This is a genomic window from Microbacterium sp. VKM Ac-2923 (assembly GCF_022815605.1).
In the GTDB taxonomy this organism is placed as follows: domain Bacteria; phylum Actinomycetota; class Actinomycetes; order Actinomycetales; family Microbacteriaceae; genus Microbacterium.
Map to the genome: position 1 here is coordinate 111,130 of NZ_JALGRP010000005.1, position 13,851 is coordinate 124,980.

Here is a 13,851-nt window from a genome sequence, read left to right on the forward strand (position 1 = left end):
CAGCGAGGGTCCCCCGGCAATGACATCCGCTCCGGGGGCCGCGGCGTGTCGCGCTCAGGACAGCATCCGCTCCAGCGCGTCGCGGACGAACATCGCGCGCACCTCGTCGAGACGCCGCGCGAGCTCGGGGGCTAGTTCGTTCGCTCGCGCCCGCGACGGCGCGTCGGGACGACGCAGCAGCGCCGACAGGGCCGACTCGATCAACGACACTTCGCGGTCGGCGCTCTGGCGGAGTGCACGCACGTGGCGCGGTTCGATGCCGTGGCGATCGAGGGCGACAAGGGCGCGCAGCAGCGCCACCGTCTGCTCGGGGTGGCTCTCGGCGGCGGCGATGACACCCGTGCGGACGGCGTCATTGAGCAACTGGGGCCCGGCTCCCGCGGCGGCGAGCAACTCGTCGCGGCGATAGCGGCGCGGGGCGCTGGTCATCGACGGCATCGACGTGGGCGGCGCAGGATTGCGGCCCGCATCGAGATCGGCGAGGTAGTCGCGGATGACGACGAGCGGAAGGTAGTGATCGCGCTGCAACGTCAGAGCCAGGCGCAGACGTTCGAGGTCGGCGGGCGAGAACTTGCGGTAGCCCGACTCGGTGCGCGTGGGAGAGACGATGCCCTGCACCTCGAGGAAGCGGAGCTTGCTGGAGGTGAGGGCGGGGAAGTCCGGCGTCAGACGCGCCAGGACCTGCCCGATGCTGAGCAGCCCCGCAGCCGTCTGACGACCACGGGACGGGGCTGCCGCCATCAGTGCTCTGCCGGGGTGGGCAGATCGACGGGCGAACCGAAGAAGTTCAGACGGAACTTGCCGATGCGCACCTCGGAGCCGTTCACGAGCGCAGCGCGGTCGACGCGCTCGCCGTTGACGTAGCTGCCGTTGAGCGAGCGCTGGTCGACGATCTCGAACGTCGTTCCGGCGCGGGTGATCTCGGCGTGCCGACGCGACACGGTGACGTCGTCGAAGAACAGATCGGCCTCGGGATGACGGCCGACGGTGGTGACGTCGGTGTCGAGCAGATACCGGGCGCCGGTCGTCGGGCCGGAACGCACCACGAGCAGCGCGGCTCCCGACGGAAGAGCGTCGATGGCCTCGAGCTCGGCCTCGGTGAGGTCGGCACCGAAGGGCACGAACGACAGATCGGCATCGTGAGTCTGGGTCGTGTCATGCGGACGTGCGGCGTCGGCTTCGCCCGCACGCCGGATGTCGTCTCGCTCGAATCGGCTGGTCTCGTCCACGGCTTCTCCTTCTCATTCACCCTAACCGACCGGATCGCGCCGGATGGGCGACCGGCCTCGAGCAGGCCAGGGTGATGCGTGATGTGTCTTCGTCCGTCGAGACCGGCACCGCGGTTCGGGGCGCGACGCGGACGACGAGACTCTCGAACCTACCGATACGAGGTCGCCCCTGTCGAGTCCGGAGGACGCGCGGAACGGGGCGTGCGCACCGCGCCGTCGCCCCCGCCGACTCCCAGGTCTCTCGTCGGACACCGTAACTAGGGTCGGACCATGCCGTTCACCCAGGCGCCGCGCCGGCGCACCCTTCCCGCCGTTCTGGCCACCGCGTTCCTCGCCGCCGCCGCGCTGTTCGTCCCCGCCCTGCCCGCCGCGGCGCATGACGAGTTGATCTCGACGGATCCGTCGTCCGGAGCGGCCCTCGAGGCACTCCCGGCCGCGATCACCCTGTCGTTCAGCGCGGACGTCCTGCCCGACGCGGGCGCGACCGTGATCGAGGTGACCGACGCCTCCGGTGCCTCGCTGACCGCCGGCGTCCCCGAGGTCTCGGGCACCGAGGTGACCCAGGCGCTCGCGGGGCCGGCATCCGGAGCCGTCGCCGTGCAATGGCGCGTGGTGTCCAGCGACGGTCACCCGATCGACGGGGAGTTCGCCTTCACGGTGCCGGAGTCGGCACCGACCCCGACCCCGTCGCTCACGCCGTCCGCGTCGCCCACCGAGACGCAGGCCGCGGCCTCCTCCTCCCCCGCGGCGACCTCCGAGCCGGTCGCGGAACCGGTCGACACGTCCGCGCCCGCGTCGCCGTTGCCGTGGATCCTGCTCGCCGTGGCGCTGGTCATCGTGGCCGGTGTGCTGGTGTACGTCTTCGCCTCGCGGGGACCGCGAAAGCCCGCCGATGGCGGCACCGCCGGACGATAGGCTGGGAGCATGCCTCATTACGATCTGGTCATTCTTGGTGCGGGTCCCGGCGGGTACGTCGCCGCCGTCCGCGGCGCACAGCTCGGACTGTCGGTCGCGATCGTCGAAGAGAAGTACTGGGGCGGTGTGTGCCTCAACGTGGGCTGCATCCCCTCCAAGGCGCTTCTGCGCAACGCCGACCTCGCGCACACGTTCCACGCGAAGGCCGACCTCTTCGGCATCTCGGGCGACGTGCACTTCGACTTCGGCAAGGCGTTCGACCGCTCACGCAGCGTCGCCGCCGGCCACGTCAAGGGCATCCACTACCTGATGAAGAAGAACAAGGTCACCGAGTACGAGGGCCGTGGCTTCTTCGCCGATGACCACACGATCGACGTCACCAAGACCGACGGCTCGAAGGAGCAGGTGACCTTCGACAACGTCATCATCGCCACCGGCTCGACCGTGCGCCTCCTCCCCGGGGTCACGCTGAGCGAGAACGTCGTCACCTACGAGGAGCAGATCCTCACCCGCGAGCTGCCCGAGTCGATCGTCATCGTCGGCGCCGGCGCGATCGGCATGGAATTCGCCTACGTCATGACGAACTACGGCGTGAAGGTCACGATCATCGAGTTCCTCGATCGCGCTCTCCCCAACGAGGACGCCGAGGTCTCGAAGGAGATCCAGAAGCAGTACAAGGGCTACGGCGTCGACATCCTCACCTCGACCAAGGTGGACTCGGTCACCGACCACGGCGACAAGGTCACGGTCGCCTACACGGCGAAGGACGGCGCGCAGGGCTCGATCGACTCCGACCGCGTGCTCATGTCGATCGGTTTCGCCCCCAAGGTCGACGGCTTCGGCCTCGAGAACACCGGCGTCAAGCTCACCGAGCGCGGCGCGATCGACATCGACGACCACATGCGCACGAACGTCCCGCACATCTACTCGATCGGCGACGTCACCGCCAAGCTGCAGCTGGCCCACGTCGCCGAGGCACAGGGCGTCGTGGCGGCCGAGACCATCGGCAAGGCCGAGACGCAGACGCTGGGCGACTACCGCAACATGCCGCGCGCCACGTTCTGCAACCCGCAGGTCGCCTCGTTCGGCCTCACCGAGCAGCAGGCCCGCGACGCCGGCCACGACATCAAGGTGTCGAAGTTCCCCTTCTCCGCCAACGGCAAGGCGAACGGCCTCGGCGAGCCGGTCGGCTTCGTCAAGCTCGTCGCCGACGCTGAGACCCTCGAGCTCATCGGCGGTCACCTCATCGGCCCCGACGTGTCGGAGCTCCTGCCCGAGCTGACCCTCGCGCAGAAGTGGGACCTCACCGCGCTCGAGGCCGCACGCAACGTGCACACCCACCCGACGCTGTCGGAGGGCCTGCAGGAGGCCTTCCACGGCCTCACGGGCCACATGATCAACCTCTGATCGAGGGAACGACGAAGCCCGCCCGGTTGCTCCGGGCGGGCTTCGTCGTTGTACTCCCGCGACCGCGTGCCCTCAGCGCCCGAGAGCACGGCGCGCTGGTGTCGGTCCGGATCCCCGCGACCGCGTGCCCTCAGTGCCCGAGGGCACGGCGCGCTGGCGTCGATCCGGATCCGCGCGATCGCGTGCCCTCAGTGCCCGAGGGCACGGGCGAGCTTGGAACCGGATGCCGCGACGCGGCCGCCCGCCGCGATCACCGCCGCGTCCACGGCGGCGAAGAACGCGGCGCGTCCAGCGTCGTCGGCGGGGGCTGCGGGGCCGAGCTCCACCTCCCACTCGCGCCACGCGGACTCCACGCCGCGGCGCTCGTCGCGAGCGCGAACACGATCGTCGACGAACTCGGCGATCTCGCCGCCCTGGGTGTCGAGTAAGGCATACGCCGTCCGGTTGTTGCGCACCCGCGCCAACGGCGTGAAGGGCGGGGCGGCGACGGAGGCCACGGCATCCTGGACCGCCGGCGGGGCCACGGGATCGGCGTCGTGATCGAGGACGTCGCCAAGCGGCCACTGACGCTCGGTGCGCCCGCCACCCTGCGCCGGGCTCTTCACGTGCCAGCCCTCGTCGGGGCCGCCGCGCCGGCGCCGCACCGCGATCCCGGCTCGGGCGAGCTCGGTGGTCTCGGTGTCGATGTAGCGGGCGTCGAGATCGCGGGGCTCGGGGTCACCGATGCGTGCGACACCCGGCAACGCCGACCAGTCGGGTAGGGGGGTGTCGTCGTCGACGTCGTACTTCGCCTCGACCTCGACGCTCGAGGCGCCGTGGGCGGCTGCGCTCAATCGTCGCGTCCGTCGGCGTCGGGGTTGATGTCCTCGGTCTCCTCTGCGTACGCGAAGACGGCCTGGGTCGGGCCGTCGGATTCGCCGGTGCCGGTCGGTTCGCCCTGGCGACGGTAGACCAGCTGCCCCTCGCTGTAGGGCATGATCAGCGTGTCGTCGGTCTCGTTGTCGAGCGGGAGAACCTGCCCGTCGAGCGGGCCTCCGGTCAATCGTGCAATAGCCATTCCGAAAGCGTAGACCGCGGCTCCGACACCGCCCGGCACCTTGACACAGCTCGCCTAGAATCGCTCGGGTGACATGGACGGACCTGCCCGGCGATCGCCCGTTCGTCCTGCTCGCCACCCGGGCCGAGGACCGCCCGGCCGACGAGGAGTACGAGCTGTTCCTCCGCTACTCGGGACTGCCGCCCGAGCGTCTGCGACGGGTGCGCGTGGAACGCGAGGCGATGCCGTCGATCGACCTCGATGAGGTCGCCGGCATCCTGGTCGGCGGAAGTCCCTTCAACGCCTCCGATCCGGTCGCGAAGAAGTCGTCCGTGCAGCTGCGGGTCGAGGCGGAGATGGCCGCTCTCGTCGACGAGGTCGTCGCGCGCGACGTGCCGTTCCTCGGCGCCTGCTACGGCGTCGGAACCCTCGGCACGCACCTGGATGCCACGATCGACGGCACGTTCGCCGAACCGATCAGCGTGGTCGAGGTGACCCTCACCCCCGAGGGGCGCGTCGACCCGCTGGCCGCCGAACTCCCCGACACGTTCTCGGCCTTCGTGGGACACAAGGAGGCGATCTCTGCGCTTCCGGCGCGTGCCGTGCTGCTGGCCTCCTCCCCGACGTGCCCGGTGCAGATGTTCCGCGTGGGCCGAAACGTCTATGCGACGCAGTTCCACCCCGAACTCGACCTGGACGGCATCGTGACGCGCATCCACGCCTACGCCGGATACGGCTACTTCGCCCCCGCGGAATTGGAGACGACCCTGGCGGCGGTCGGTCGCGCTCCGGTGACGGCGCCGTCACGCGTGCTGCGGACGTTCGTGGAACGCTACGCGCACTGATCCCGGGGGCCGACCCGGAGTCCGCGCTACGCCGCCCGGCGGTCAGAACCGGTGACGCGCGGGTACCCGCACGACCGTGATCGGACTGGTCGCTGCGGGGTGCGCGCGCCGTAGAGCGGGTTCGAGTCCCAGGTCCACTAGATGCACCCGACCCGCGAGGTCGGGGCCGCGACCCCGGACGAGTCCGACCTTCACCGCACCGAACGTGACCGTGATGTCGGCGGGGAGGACTCCGGCATCCGCGGTCCCCTCATCGGGATCGAGGCCGCTGGGCAGATCGACGGCGACGACACGCGGGCGCTCGGCGAGGGCGAGCAGCGACTCGACGAGCGCTCGAGCCGATCCGCGAAGACGCCGGTCGCCGAGGCGTCCGATGCCCAGGATGCCGTCGAGCACGAGACCGTACTCGGTGAGCTGCGCGCGCGCGTCGGACACGGACACGACGCGTGCCCCCGCGGCGGTGGCGGAGTCCAGCGCGCCGCGGTGCACCCGGTCGCGCACGAGCACCGCGTCGACCTGCTCGCCGCGGCGTGCGAGGTCGGCCGCCGCGTAGAGGGCGTCACCGCCGTTGTCACCGGCACCGGTGAGCACGAGAACCCTGGCGGGTGTCGATTCGAGCTCGGCGGCGACGATCTCGGCGAGCGCCTGGGCCGCCCACTGCATGAGGGGTTGTCCCGCGGCGAGGAGCGGGGCCTCGGCCGCGCGGACGGCGTCGGCCGTGTAGGCCGGGGTGCGCTGGGGCACCGTCGGCGAACCATGCGTGCTCTCGGCGCCCGTCTCCCGAGCGCCGGGTGTCTCAGACATCGCGCGGCGTCCCGACGTCGTCCGCGGCATCCGGCCGGCGATCGCCCGGCGTCTCACGCACCACGCTTCGCCCCCGCGTCGCGCTCGGCATCCGTTTCGCGGGCTGCCGCGGCGGGGTCGCTAGCGGCGAGGGTCTCACGCTCCTTGGCCTCGGCTTCGCGGGCGGCGTCGAGCTCGCTGAGCGCGGCGCTCATGGCTTTCTCCGCGCGGCGGACGCGGAATTGGATCATGGTCGCTGCGCCGTACTTCGCGCGGACGCGGTCGTGATCCTCCTCGGTGGCGACGGTGATGTAGGCACCGGCGATGAGGATGACCTGGCTCGACAGGTTCAACCACAGCAGGAGGGCGATGAGCGAGGCGAAGGTGGCCAGCAGCGGGTTGCTGCTCGCTCCCCCGACGAACAGTCCCGACAACTGCTGGAGCGCGACGAGGCCGATACCACCCAGGAGGGCGCCGCGGATGAGGGTGCGGCGGCGGGCGCGCACTCCCGACAGCACCGCGAATGCGGCGGCGATCGCGGCGGAGTCGAGGGCGAGCACGACGAGCGTGGACAGCAGCCAGGTGATCACGGCGGTGACCCAGGAGTCGGCGGAGACGCCGAGCAGTCCGCGGACGAAGGTGAGTCCCGCCGTGGCGAGGAAGGTGACCGCGGCGCCGGCGACGAGGGCGACACCGATGCCGATCGCGAGGGCGAGGTTTCGCAGCAGGACCCAGACGATGAGCGTGTCGTCAGTGGTGACCCCGGCGATCTGTCGCAACGCCGTGCGCAGCGAGCCGATCGCCCCGATGGCGGCGCCGATCAGACCCACCGATCCGAGGATGCCGGCGATGGTGAGACCGCGGGGCGCCTCGATGTCCTCCACCTGGATCAGACCGTCGGGTCCGACCAGACCCGGAATCACGCTGTTCACCGAACGGACGAGGGCGTTCATCCCCTCGGGGTTGCCCGCCAGCCAGAGCGCGGCGAACGAGAAGCCGATCAGAACGGCGGCGAAGAGACTGAAGAGCGTGCGGTACGTGACGCTGTCGGCCAGTGCCGGACCGCGCGCCCCGGAATAGACGAGGAAGGCACGGACGAGGCGGAGCGACAGTGCCCACGCGGTCACGCGACGGAGGAGGTCGAGCATGCGGCCAGCGTATCGACGGAGCGGGATCGCTCCCGCAGGGTTGACCGCGGCGCGCGGGGAAGACAGCCGATCCCGGATGCCGCCGCCATCGAAGCAGGTCGACGACTCCCGCCGCGTCAGGGCCGCGGGCGCCGGTCACCACGGCCCCGCGACCAGTCGACCCCACGTCCCGAGCAGCAGGAACGGACCGAACGCGAGCGGGGCACCGCGCGCTCCCGCGAGCACGACGCCCGCCGCGGCGGCCCCGCCCGCGAAGAAACCGAGGGTGATTCCGGATGCCACGGCCTCGGGGCCGACCCATCCGAGCACGGCGCCGCACAGCCCCGCGAGTTTGACGTCGCCCCCGCCGAACGCGGCGGGGCGGGCGAGGTGCACGACGAGGCAGATGACGAACGCCGCCGCCGCTCCCCCACCGACTGCCACCACACGACCCGGTTGGCCGGTCACGGCCGCCGCTGCGCCCAGCAGGCCGAGCACGACGCCGGCACCCGGCAGCAGGATCGCGTCCGGAAGGCGGTGGGTGCGCACATCGATCACCGCCAGCGCGACGGCGAGCACCGCGAACGCCGCCAGCGCGGGGGCGAGGGCCCACGGCATCCGTGAACCTCAGGCGTCGAGCACGACGAGGTCGACCTCGACGCCGGCGCCGGGGTCGATCCCCTCGGCATCGCGCACCGCGCGCTTGAGGGGCAGAACGTAGACGCCACCGGCCTGCGGAAAGATCGAGGTGCGCCAGGTGGACCCGCCGATCGTCGCCTCCACCCGAACCCCACCGAAGCCGCGTCGGTACGTCTGCATCTCGCGGACGTCGTCGCTGAGCGCGGGCGGAAGAGCGACGAAGTACCAGTCGCTGTCGGTGCGGGCATCCCACCGGAACACGTCGCCCTCGAATCGCACGATCACACCGGCCCCTTTCGTCGCGGTCACCCTACTCGCGACGCCGGACCTCGGCGGAGGACCGCTCACCGGGGAGGAGGCGTGCGCCCACCACCGCGTCGACCGACGAGACGACGAGCACCGCTGCCGCGTAGACGGCGAGGTCGCGGGCGTCGAAGCCGGTTCCGAGCACGAGGGCGACGGGCGGCATCCGCTCGGCGAGGGTCGCCGGCACCCCTGTCAGCTGCAGCAGCTCGACGGCCCCGCACCACCCGGCTGCGGCGAGCGCGATCGCCCCCCGTCGCGCCCGGGGAAGGAGCAGGACGAGGCCCGTATAGACGGCGACGGCGTAGAGGGCGTCGCCGGCGATGTCGGTGGCCGGGGACGACGGCAGGCCCCGCGAGACGATGAGGCCCGCCACCACGACCACGACGAGCGCCCCCAGGGCGGCGGGACGCCGACGCGCCGGGGTCACGACAGCACCCCGGCCGCGCGGGCGGGTTCGGCGTAGGCCCGGGCCAGGGAGGCGACCGTGTCGTGCGCGTTCAGCCCGCTCGGGTTGGGCAGCACCCACGTGGGCACGCCGGCGATCGACTCGTCCTGTCGGCCGGCGACGGCGCGGGGGCGGTGGAACCCCTGTCGGTAGGCCGTCAGGCCCACGACGGCCACCACCCTCGGACGCCACATCGCAACGCGGTCCGTGAGCGCATCGGCCCCGGAGCGCAATTCGTCGCGGGACAGTTCGTCGGCGCGCGCGGTCGCACGGGCGACGAGGTTGCTGACCCCGACGCCGGCGTCGAAGATCATGCGACGGTCGTCGTCGCCCAGCTCCTCGGCGTAGCGCGGCAATCGGGGAAGCACGCCCGCCTCCACGAGCGCGGGCCAGAACCTGTTTCCGGGACGGGCGAACGGGGTGCCCGTCGCCGCGGTCCACAGCCCCGGGTTGATACCCACGAAGAGCAACCGCACCCCCGGTTCGACGAGGTCGGGGATCGTGGCATCCCGGAACGACTCCAACTCGGCGCGCGTGAAACCCATGAGACCACTATGACCACTACCCCGGACGTCGCCTGAGCGTCTGCCAGGATCGGAGGAATGGATGCCGTGCCCGCCCTGACCGAGATGCCCGCGCCGCAGTACGTCATCGTCGGCGACAACGTGCGCCTGGCGACGTACACCTGGGGTGACCATGAGGCGGATCCCGTGCTGTGCGTCCACGGTTTCGGCTCGAGCACGCGCGACAACTGGGTCAACACCGGGTGGGTGCGCGACCTGCTGCGCGGGGGGTTCCGCGTGGTCGCGGTCGACCAGCGCGGCCACGGCGCGAGCGACAAGCCGTTCGACGCCCTGGCGTACACGATGCCCACGCTGGTGTCGGATCTCGTCGCCGTGCTCGACACGTATCTGCTCGATTCGGTGCGTTACCTGGGGTATTCGCTCGGCGGCCGCGTCGGGTGGCAACTCGCGGTCGACGCACCCGAGCATGTCGAGCGGGCGGTCCTCGGCGGCATCCCCGACGGTCGCCCCCTGGCGCGGTTGAAGGTCGAACAGGCGAGGGCGTTCCTCGACCACGGCACCCCGGTCGAGGATGCGACGACCCTGCGATACGTCTCGCTCGCCGAACGGGTGCCGGGCAACGACCTGCGGGCCCTCGTCGCGATCGCCGAGGGGATGCGCCTGGGCGAGACCGATCCCGATCCGGCGTCGCCCCCGCAGCAGCCGGTCCTGATCGCCACGGGCACGCAGGACCCGATCCACGACCAGTCCGCGCGTCTGGCGTCCCTCCTGCCGCAGGGCGAGTTCGCCGACATCCCCGGACGTCATCACGTGAACGCACCCGGGGCGCGCACGTTCCGTGAGGCGGGCCTGGAGTTCTTCGACCGCGGCCGCTGACGCACGGAGGCACGCAGGGTCATCCCCTCGATCACGCACCAGCGACGGTTTCCGCGCCGTTACGTCCCCGTGAAGCTCGAAATCATCATTGATATGGGCGTGTCCACGCTGATACCGTCGCCCATCATGAGTCCCTCCACGGAACGCAGCGCGGTGCTCGACGACGTGTCGAAAGCGATCGTCGAGCAACTGCAGGAGGACGGGCGCCGTTCCTACGCCGTGATCGGCAAAGCGGTCGGTCTCAGCGAGACCGCGACGCGCCAACGCGTGCAGAGACTGCAGGATGCCGGCATCCTGCAGATCGTCGCGGTCACCGATCCGCTGCAGCTGGGCTTCGCGCGCCAGGCCATGATCGGCGTGCGCGTCTCGGGCGACACCCGGGTCGCCGCAGCGCATATGACGGAGCTCCCCGGCGTGACGTACGTCGTCTCGACCGCGGGATCGTTCGACCTCCTTGTCGAGGTCGTGTGCGAGAGCGACGACGACCTCATCGACCTGCTCAACGACCACATCCGCTCGCTGCCCGGCATCGTCTCGACCGAGACGTTCGTCTATCTCAAGCTCCACCGTCAGCTCTACAACTGGGGAACACGATGACCCTTCTCGACACCGACCAGAACTCCACCCTTCAGGCGAAAGCCCGCGACCACCTCTGGATGCACTTCTCCCGTCAGTCGGTGATGACCGACGGCCCCGGCGTCCCGATCATCGTCAAGGGCGACGGCCACCACATCTTCGACTCCACCGGCAAGCGCTACATCGACGGCCTGGCCGGGTTGTTCGTGGTCAACGCCGGCCACGGGCGACGACGCATCGCGCAGGCGGCGGCGAAGCAGGCCGAGGAGCTGGCGTTCTTTCCGCTCTGGTCCTACGCCCACCCCGCCGCGATCGAACTCGCCGAGCGACTCGCGCACCTCGCCCCCGGTGACCTCAATCACGTCTTCTTCTCCACCGGCGGCGGAGAAGCCGTCGAAACCGCGTTCAAGCTCGCCAAGCAGTACTGGAAGACCCAGGGCAAGCCCAGCAAGCACAAGGTCATCTCGCGGGCGATCGCCTACCACGGCACCACACAGGGTGCCCTGGCGATCACGGGGCTCCCGGTGATGAAGCACATGTTCGAGCCCGTCACCCCGGGTGGCTTCCGCGTGCCGAACACGAACTACTACCGCGCCGAGGAGTCGGGGTTCGGGGGCGGCACCCCCGAGGAGTTCGGCCTGTGGGCGGCCGACCGCATCGAGCAGATGATCCAGTTCGAGGGTCCCGAGACGGTCGCCGCCGTCTTCCTCGAACCGGTGCAGAACGCCGGAGGATGTTTTCCCGCCCCGGCGGGGTACTTCCAGCGGGTGCGCGAGATCTGCGACAAGTACGACGTGCTGCTCGTCTCGGACGAGGTGATCTGCGCCTTCGGCCGCCTGGGCCACTATTTCGGCGCCTCGGCCTACGACTACCAGCCCGACATGATCACCTTCGCCAAGGCGGTCACCAGCGGATACGCCCCTCTCGGCGGCACGATCATCAGCGACCGCGTCTACGAGCCCTTCGCCCACGGCGACGCGACGTTCCCCCACGGCTACACCTTCGGCGGGCACCCGGTGTCGGCCGCGGTCGCCCTCGAGAACCTCGACGTGTTCGAAGAGGAGGGACTGCTCGAGAACGTCCGGACCCACTCTCCGATCTTCCGCTCGACGCTGGAGCAGCTGCTCGACCTGCCGATCGTGGGCGACGTCCGCGGCGACGGGTACTTCTTCGGCATCGAACTGGTCAAGGAAAAAGCGACGAAGGAGACGTTCGACGACGACGAGTCGGAGCGCCTCCTGCGCGGGTTCCTGTCGAAGGCGCTGTTCGACGCGGGGCTCTACTGCCGCGCCGACGACCGGGGCGATCCGGTGATCCAGCTCGCCCCACCCTTGACCATCGGCCCATCCGAGTTCGTCGAGATCGAACAGATCCTCCGCGCGACCCTCACGGAGGCGGCGAACCGCCTCTGAGTATCGAGGATGCCGGGCCCACCCCGTCCGGCATCCTCCTCCGTCCTGCTCCACGGCCAGACCCCGGCCGACACGTCCGCTCCCACTCCGAGCGGTGCTCTGCGTGCTGTACCCCGCCATCAGCCCCACGGACGCGACACCCGATCGCACACCGCACCCGCTCGCGCGAACACCCGATCGCGCACCGCACCCCTTAGGAGGAGCCACGAACGAGAAATTCGCCGCTACGGCGGCATCGCCTGACACGGGAGCCAGACTCGCCCGCACCCTCGGCCTCTGGTCGATCGTCGGCCTGGGCCTGGGCTACATGACCCCCACCGTCGTCTTCGACACCTTCGGTCTCGTCGCCGAGGAGACGAACAACGTCGTCCCCGCGGCCTATGCGGTCGCCCTCATCGTGCTCGCTTTCACCGCCGTCAGCTACGGCAAGATGGTCCGCGTCATCCCGAGCGCCGGGTCCGCCTATACGTACGCGCGCGAATCGATCCACCCCGGTGTCGGATTCGTCGTCGGGTGGACCGCGCTCACCGACTATCTGCTTCTGCCGATGGTGAACGCGCTCATCCTGCGCAGCTACATGGAGGCGCTCTTCCCCGACGTCCCCGGCTGGCTCTGGGTCGTCGTCTTCACCGCGGGCGTCACGGGCGTCATCTACCTGACGATGCGCGGCACCTCGAACGTCAACATGATCCTGCTGGTGTTCTCGATCCTGGTCATGACGGTGTTCGTCGTCATGGTGCTCGTGCAGCTCGTCGGCGCCGGCGCCGGTACCGCCGTGTCGCTCGCCCCGTTCGCCCACAGCGACGTGCAGTTCGGCGCCGTCCTGGCCGGGGCCACGATCGTATGCTTCTCGTTCATCGGTTTCGATGCGGTGTCGATGTACTCCGAGGAGGCCAAGACACCCAAGATCATGCCCCGCGCGATCCTGCTGACCCTCATCGCCGGTGGCGTGATCTTCCTCATCGCGGCGTACGTCACGCAGCTGCGCTTCCCCGACTCCGCGGCCTTCCCGCCGGAGGCGGTCGAGAACAGCACGTTGCCCGAGATCGGCGTGCAGGTCGGCGGACCGGTGCTGCAGGCCGTCCTCACGGCGGCCGGATTCGCCGCCACCCTGGCCTCGTGGCTGGCCTCGCACGCCTCGGTGTCGCGCATGCTCATGGTGATGGGGCGCAACAACGTGCTGCCGCGTCGGATCTTCGGCTTCGTCAACCCCAAGACCCACACCCCGACGTACTCGATCGTCATCGTGGGCCTCGTGAGCCTGCTCGCGATCTCGTTCACGCTCGAGCAGATCGCGGCCTACATCAACTACGGCGCCCTGGTGGCCTTCACGTTCGTGAACGTCTCGGTCATCGCGTGGTTCGCCGTCCGCAAGGGACTGCGCAAGACCCCGGGTGACATCTTCCGCTACATCGTGATGCCGACCGTCGGCATGCTGCTCACGGGCCTGCTCTGGGTGAATCTCGACGCGCACGCGCTCATCGGCGGTCTGATCTGGTCCGGCATCGGCGTGGTGTACCTCGTCATCCTCACCCGCGGATTCCGCCGTCCGATCGCCTCGTTCGACGAGAACCAGCCCGTGACGGGTGTCAACAAGACGGTTTCGGGCCCGCGCTCAGACGTCTGACCGACGCCGGGGGCCCGGTGTCCGAGGAGCGGATGCCGCGCCCTTCGGCGTGAGCGGCGCGGTGTCCGAGGAACGGATGCCGCGCCCTTCGGCGTGAGCGGCCG

The 13,851-nt window shown here is 70.3% G+C and carries 17 protein-coding genes; 7 read left to right on the top strand and 10 right to left on the bottom strand.

The genetic code is table 11. The features are described from left to right. Nucleotides 1–54: 54 nt before the first annotated feature. Together MT347_RS10135 and MT347_RS10140 are read right to left on the bottom strand one after the other, a co-directional pair. Nucleotides 55–741 carry a MerR family transcriptional regulator gene (locus tag MT347_RS10135; protein ID WP_243500724.1) on the bottom strand — a complete coding sequence of 229 codons (687 nt, stop codon included), beginning with the start codon at nt 739–741 and terminating at the stop codon, nt 55–57. Then, entirely contained in the window at nt 741–1,229 is a 489-nt protein-coding gene (locus tag MT347_RS10140; protein WP_243500726.1) for an FHA domain-containing protein, read from the bottom strand. The genes MT347_RS10135 and MT347_RS10140 overlap by 1 nt, the downstream gene beginning before the upstream one ends. Before the next feature lie 270 nt (nt 1,230–1,499). On the opposite strand from MT347_RS10140, the gene MT347_RS10145 reads away from it, so the two are divergent. Next, nucleotides 1,500–2,144 (top strand): copper resistance CopC family protein, encoded by a 645-nt coding sequence (locus MT347_RS10145; RefSeq protein WP_243500728.1) that lies wholly within the window; start codon nt 1,500–1,502, stop codon nt 2,142–2,144. A gap of 9 nt (nt 2,145–2,153) precedes the next feature. Next, nucleotides 2,154–3,551, top strand: a complete 1,398-nt coding sequence (gene lpdA, locus MT347_RS10150) for a dihydrolipoyl dehydrogenase (RefSeq protein ID WP_243500730.1) — start codon at nt 2,154–2,156, stop codon at nt 3,549–3,551. A 188-nt stretch (nt 3,552–3,739) separates the two neighbouring features. Here the strand turns inward: lpdA and MT347_RS10155 are convergent, their stop codons facing one another. Both MT347_RS10155 and MT347_RS10160 read right to left on the bottom strand, forming a co-directional pair. Beyond that, a complete protein-coding gene (locus MT347_RS10155) occupies nt 3,740–4,384 on the bottom strand; it encodes a CYTH domain-containing protein (RefSeq protein ID WP_243500732.1) in 645 nt (214 codons plus the stop codon). Beyond that, nucleotides 4,381–4,608 (bottom strand): response regulator, encoded by a 228-nt coding sequence (locus MT347_RS10160; protein ID WP_243500734.1) that lies wholly within the window; start codon nt 4,606–4,608, stop codon nt 4,381–4,383. Before MT347_RS10160 ends, MT347_RS10155 begins: the two co-directional genes overlap by 4 nt. Before the next feature lie 68 nt (nt 4,609–4,676). Here MT347_RS10160 and MT347_RS10165 point away from each other — a divergent pair, with 68 nt between their 5' ends. Then, nucleotides 4,677–5,432 (top strand): glutamine amidotransferase, encoded by a 756-nt coding sequence (locus MT347_RS10165; RefSeq protein WP_243500736.1) that lies wholly within the window; start codon nt 4,677–4,679, stop codon nt 5,430–5,432. A 42-nt stretch (nt 5,433–5,474) separates the two neighbouring features. On the opposite strand, the gene MT347_RS10170 is transcribed toward MT347_RS10165, so the two are convergent. From MT347_RS10170 to MT347_RS10195, 6 genes are all read right to left on the bottom strand, one after another. Further along, nucleotides 5,475–6,176: an NAD(P)H-hydrate epimerase gene (locus tag MT347_RS10170; protein ID WP_243500738.1), complete on the bottom strand. Its 702-nt coding sequence runs from the start codon at nt 6,174–6,176 to the stop codon at nt 5,475–5,477. A 113-nt stretch (nt 6,177–6,289) separates the two neighbouring features. After that, entirely contained in the window at nt 6,290–7,363 is a 1,074-nt protein-coding gene (locus MT347_RS10175) for a YihY/virulence factor BrkB family protein (protein ID WP_243500740.1), read from the bottom strand. 135 nt (nt 7,364–7,498) lie between these two features. Continuing rightward, a complete protein-coding gene (locus MT347_RS10180; protein WP_243500743.1) occupies nt 7,499–7,960 on the bottom strand; it encodes an A24 family peptidase in 462 nt (153 codons plus the stop codon). A 9-nt stretch (nt 7,961–7,969) separates the two neighbouring features. Beyond that, the gene (locus MT347_RS10185) at nt 7,970–8,266 is read right to left on the bottom strand and encodes a DUF1905 domain-containing protein (protein ID WP_243500745.1); all 297 of its coding nucleotides are present in this window, start codon (nt 8,264–8,266) and stop codon (nt 7,970–7,972) included. Between the two features lie 25 nt (nt 8,267–8,291). After that, nucleotides 8,292–8,714, bottom strand: a complete 423-nt coding sequence (locus MT347_RS10190; RefSeq protein WP_243500747.1) for a DUF2809 domain-containing protein — start codon at nt 8,712–8,714, stop codon at nt 8,292–8,294. Beyond that, the gene (locus MT347_RS10195; protein WP_243500749.1) at nt 8,711–9,277 is read right to left on the bottom strand and encodes a mismatch-specific DNA-glycosylase; all 567 of its coding nucleotides are present in this window, start codon (nt 9,275–9,277) and stop codon (nt 8,711–8,713) included. The genes MT347_RS10190 and MT347_RS10195 overlap by 4 nt, the downstream gene beginning before the upstream one ends. 57 nt (nt 9,278–9,334) lie before the next feature. On the opposite strand from MT347_RS10195, the gene MT347_RS10200 reads away from it, so the two are divergent. From MT347_RS10200 to MT347_RS10215, 4 genes are all read left to right on the top strand, one after another. Beyond that, nucleotides 9,335–10,132, top strand: a complete 798-nt coding sequence (locus MT347_RS10200; protein ID WP_243500751.1) for an alpha/beta fold hydrolase — start codon at nt 9,335–9,337, stop codon at nt 10,130–10,132. 126 nt (nt 10,133–10,258) lie between these two features. Continuing rightward, nucleotides 10,259–10,729: an Lrp/AsnC family transcriptional regulator gene (locus tag MT347_RS10205; protein ID WP_243500753.1), complete on the top strand. Its 471-nt coding sequence runs from the start codon at nt 10,259–10,261 to the stop codon at nt 10,727–10,729. After that, nucleotides 10,726–12,120, top strand: coding sequence for an aspartate aminotransferase family protein (locus MT347_RS10210; protein ID WP_243500755.1), 1,395 nt, complete (start codon nt 10,726–10,728; stop codon nt 12,118–12,120). Before MT347_RS10205 ends, MT347_RS10210 begins: the two co-directional genes overlap by 4 nt. A gap of 103 nt (nt 12,121–12,223) precedes the next feature. Further along, entirely contained in the window at nt 12,224–13,747 is a 1,524-nt protein-coding gene (locus tag MT347_RS10215) for an APC family permease (RefSeq protein ID WP_308194231.1), read from the top strand. The last annotated feature ends 104 nt before the right edge of the window (nt 13,748–13,851 follow it).

Excerpts from the sequence above, each read along its gene's own strand:
- MT347_RS10180 (WP_243500743.1), bottom strand. The coding sequence starts at position 7,960 with ATGCCGTGGGCCCTCGCCCCCGCGCTGGCGGCGTTCGCGGTGCTCGCC.
- MT347_RS10210 (WP_243500755.1), top strand. The coding sequence starts at position 10,726 with ATGACCCTTCTCGACACCGACCAGAACTCCACCCTTCAGGCGAAAGCC.
- MT347_RS10200 (WP_243500751.1), top strand. The coding sequence starts at position 9,335 with ATGGATGCCGTGCCCGCCCTGACCGAGATGCCCGCGCCGCAGTACGTC.
- lpdA (WP_243500730.1), top strand. The coding sequence starts at position 2,154 with ATGCCTCATTACGATCTGGTCATTCTTGGTGCGGGTCCCGGCGGGTAC.
- MT347_RS10175 (WP_243500740.1), bottom strand. The coding sequence starts at position 7,363 with ATGCTCGACCTCCTCCGTCGCGTGACCGCGTGGGCACTGTCGCTCCGC.
- MT347_RS10145 (WP_243500728.1), top strand. The coding sequence starts at position 1,500 with ATGCCGTTCACCCAGGCGCCGCGCCGGCGCACCCTTCCCGCCGTTCTG.
- MT347_RS10160 (WP_243500734.1), bottom strand. The coding sequence starts at position 4,608 with ATGGCTATTGCACGATTGACCGGAGGCCCGCTCGACGGGCAGGTTCTC.
- MT347_RS10205 (WP_243500753.1), top strand. The coding sequence starts at position 10,259 with ATGAGTCCCTCCACGGAACGCAGCGCGGTGCTCGACGACGTGTCGAAA.
- MT347_RS10195 (WP_243500749.1), bottom strand. The coding sequence starts at position 9,277 with ATGGGTTTCACGCGCGCCGAGTTGGAGTCGTTCCGGGATGCCACGATC.
- MT347_RS10135 (WP_243500724.1), bottom strand. The coding sequence starts at position 741 with ATGGCGGCAGCCCCGTCCCGTGGTCGTCAGACGGCTGCGGGGCTGCTC.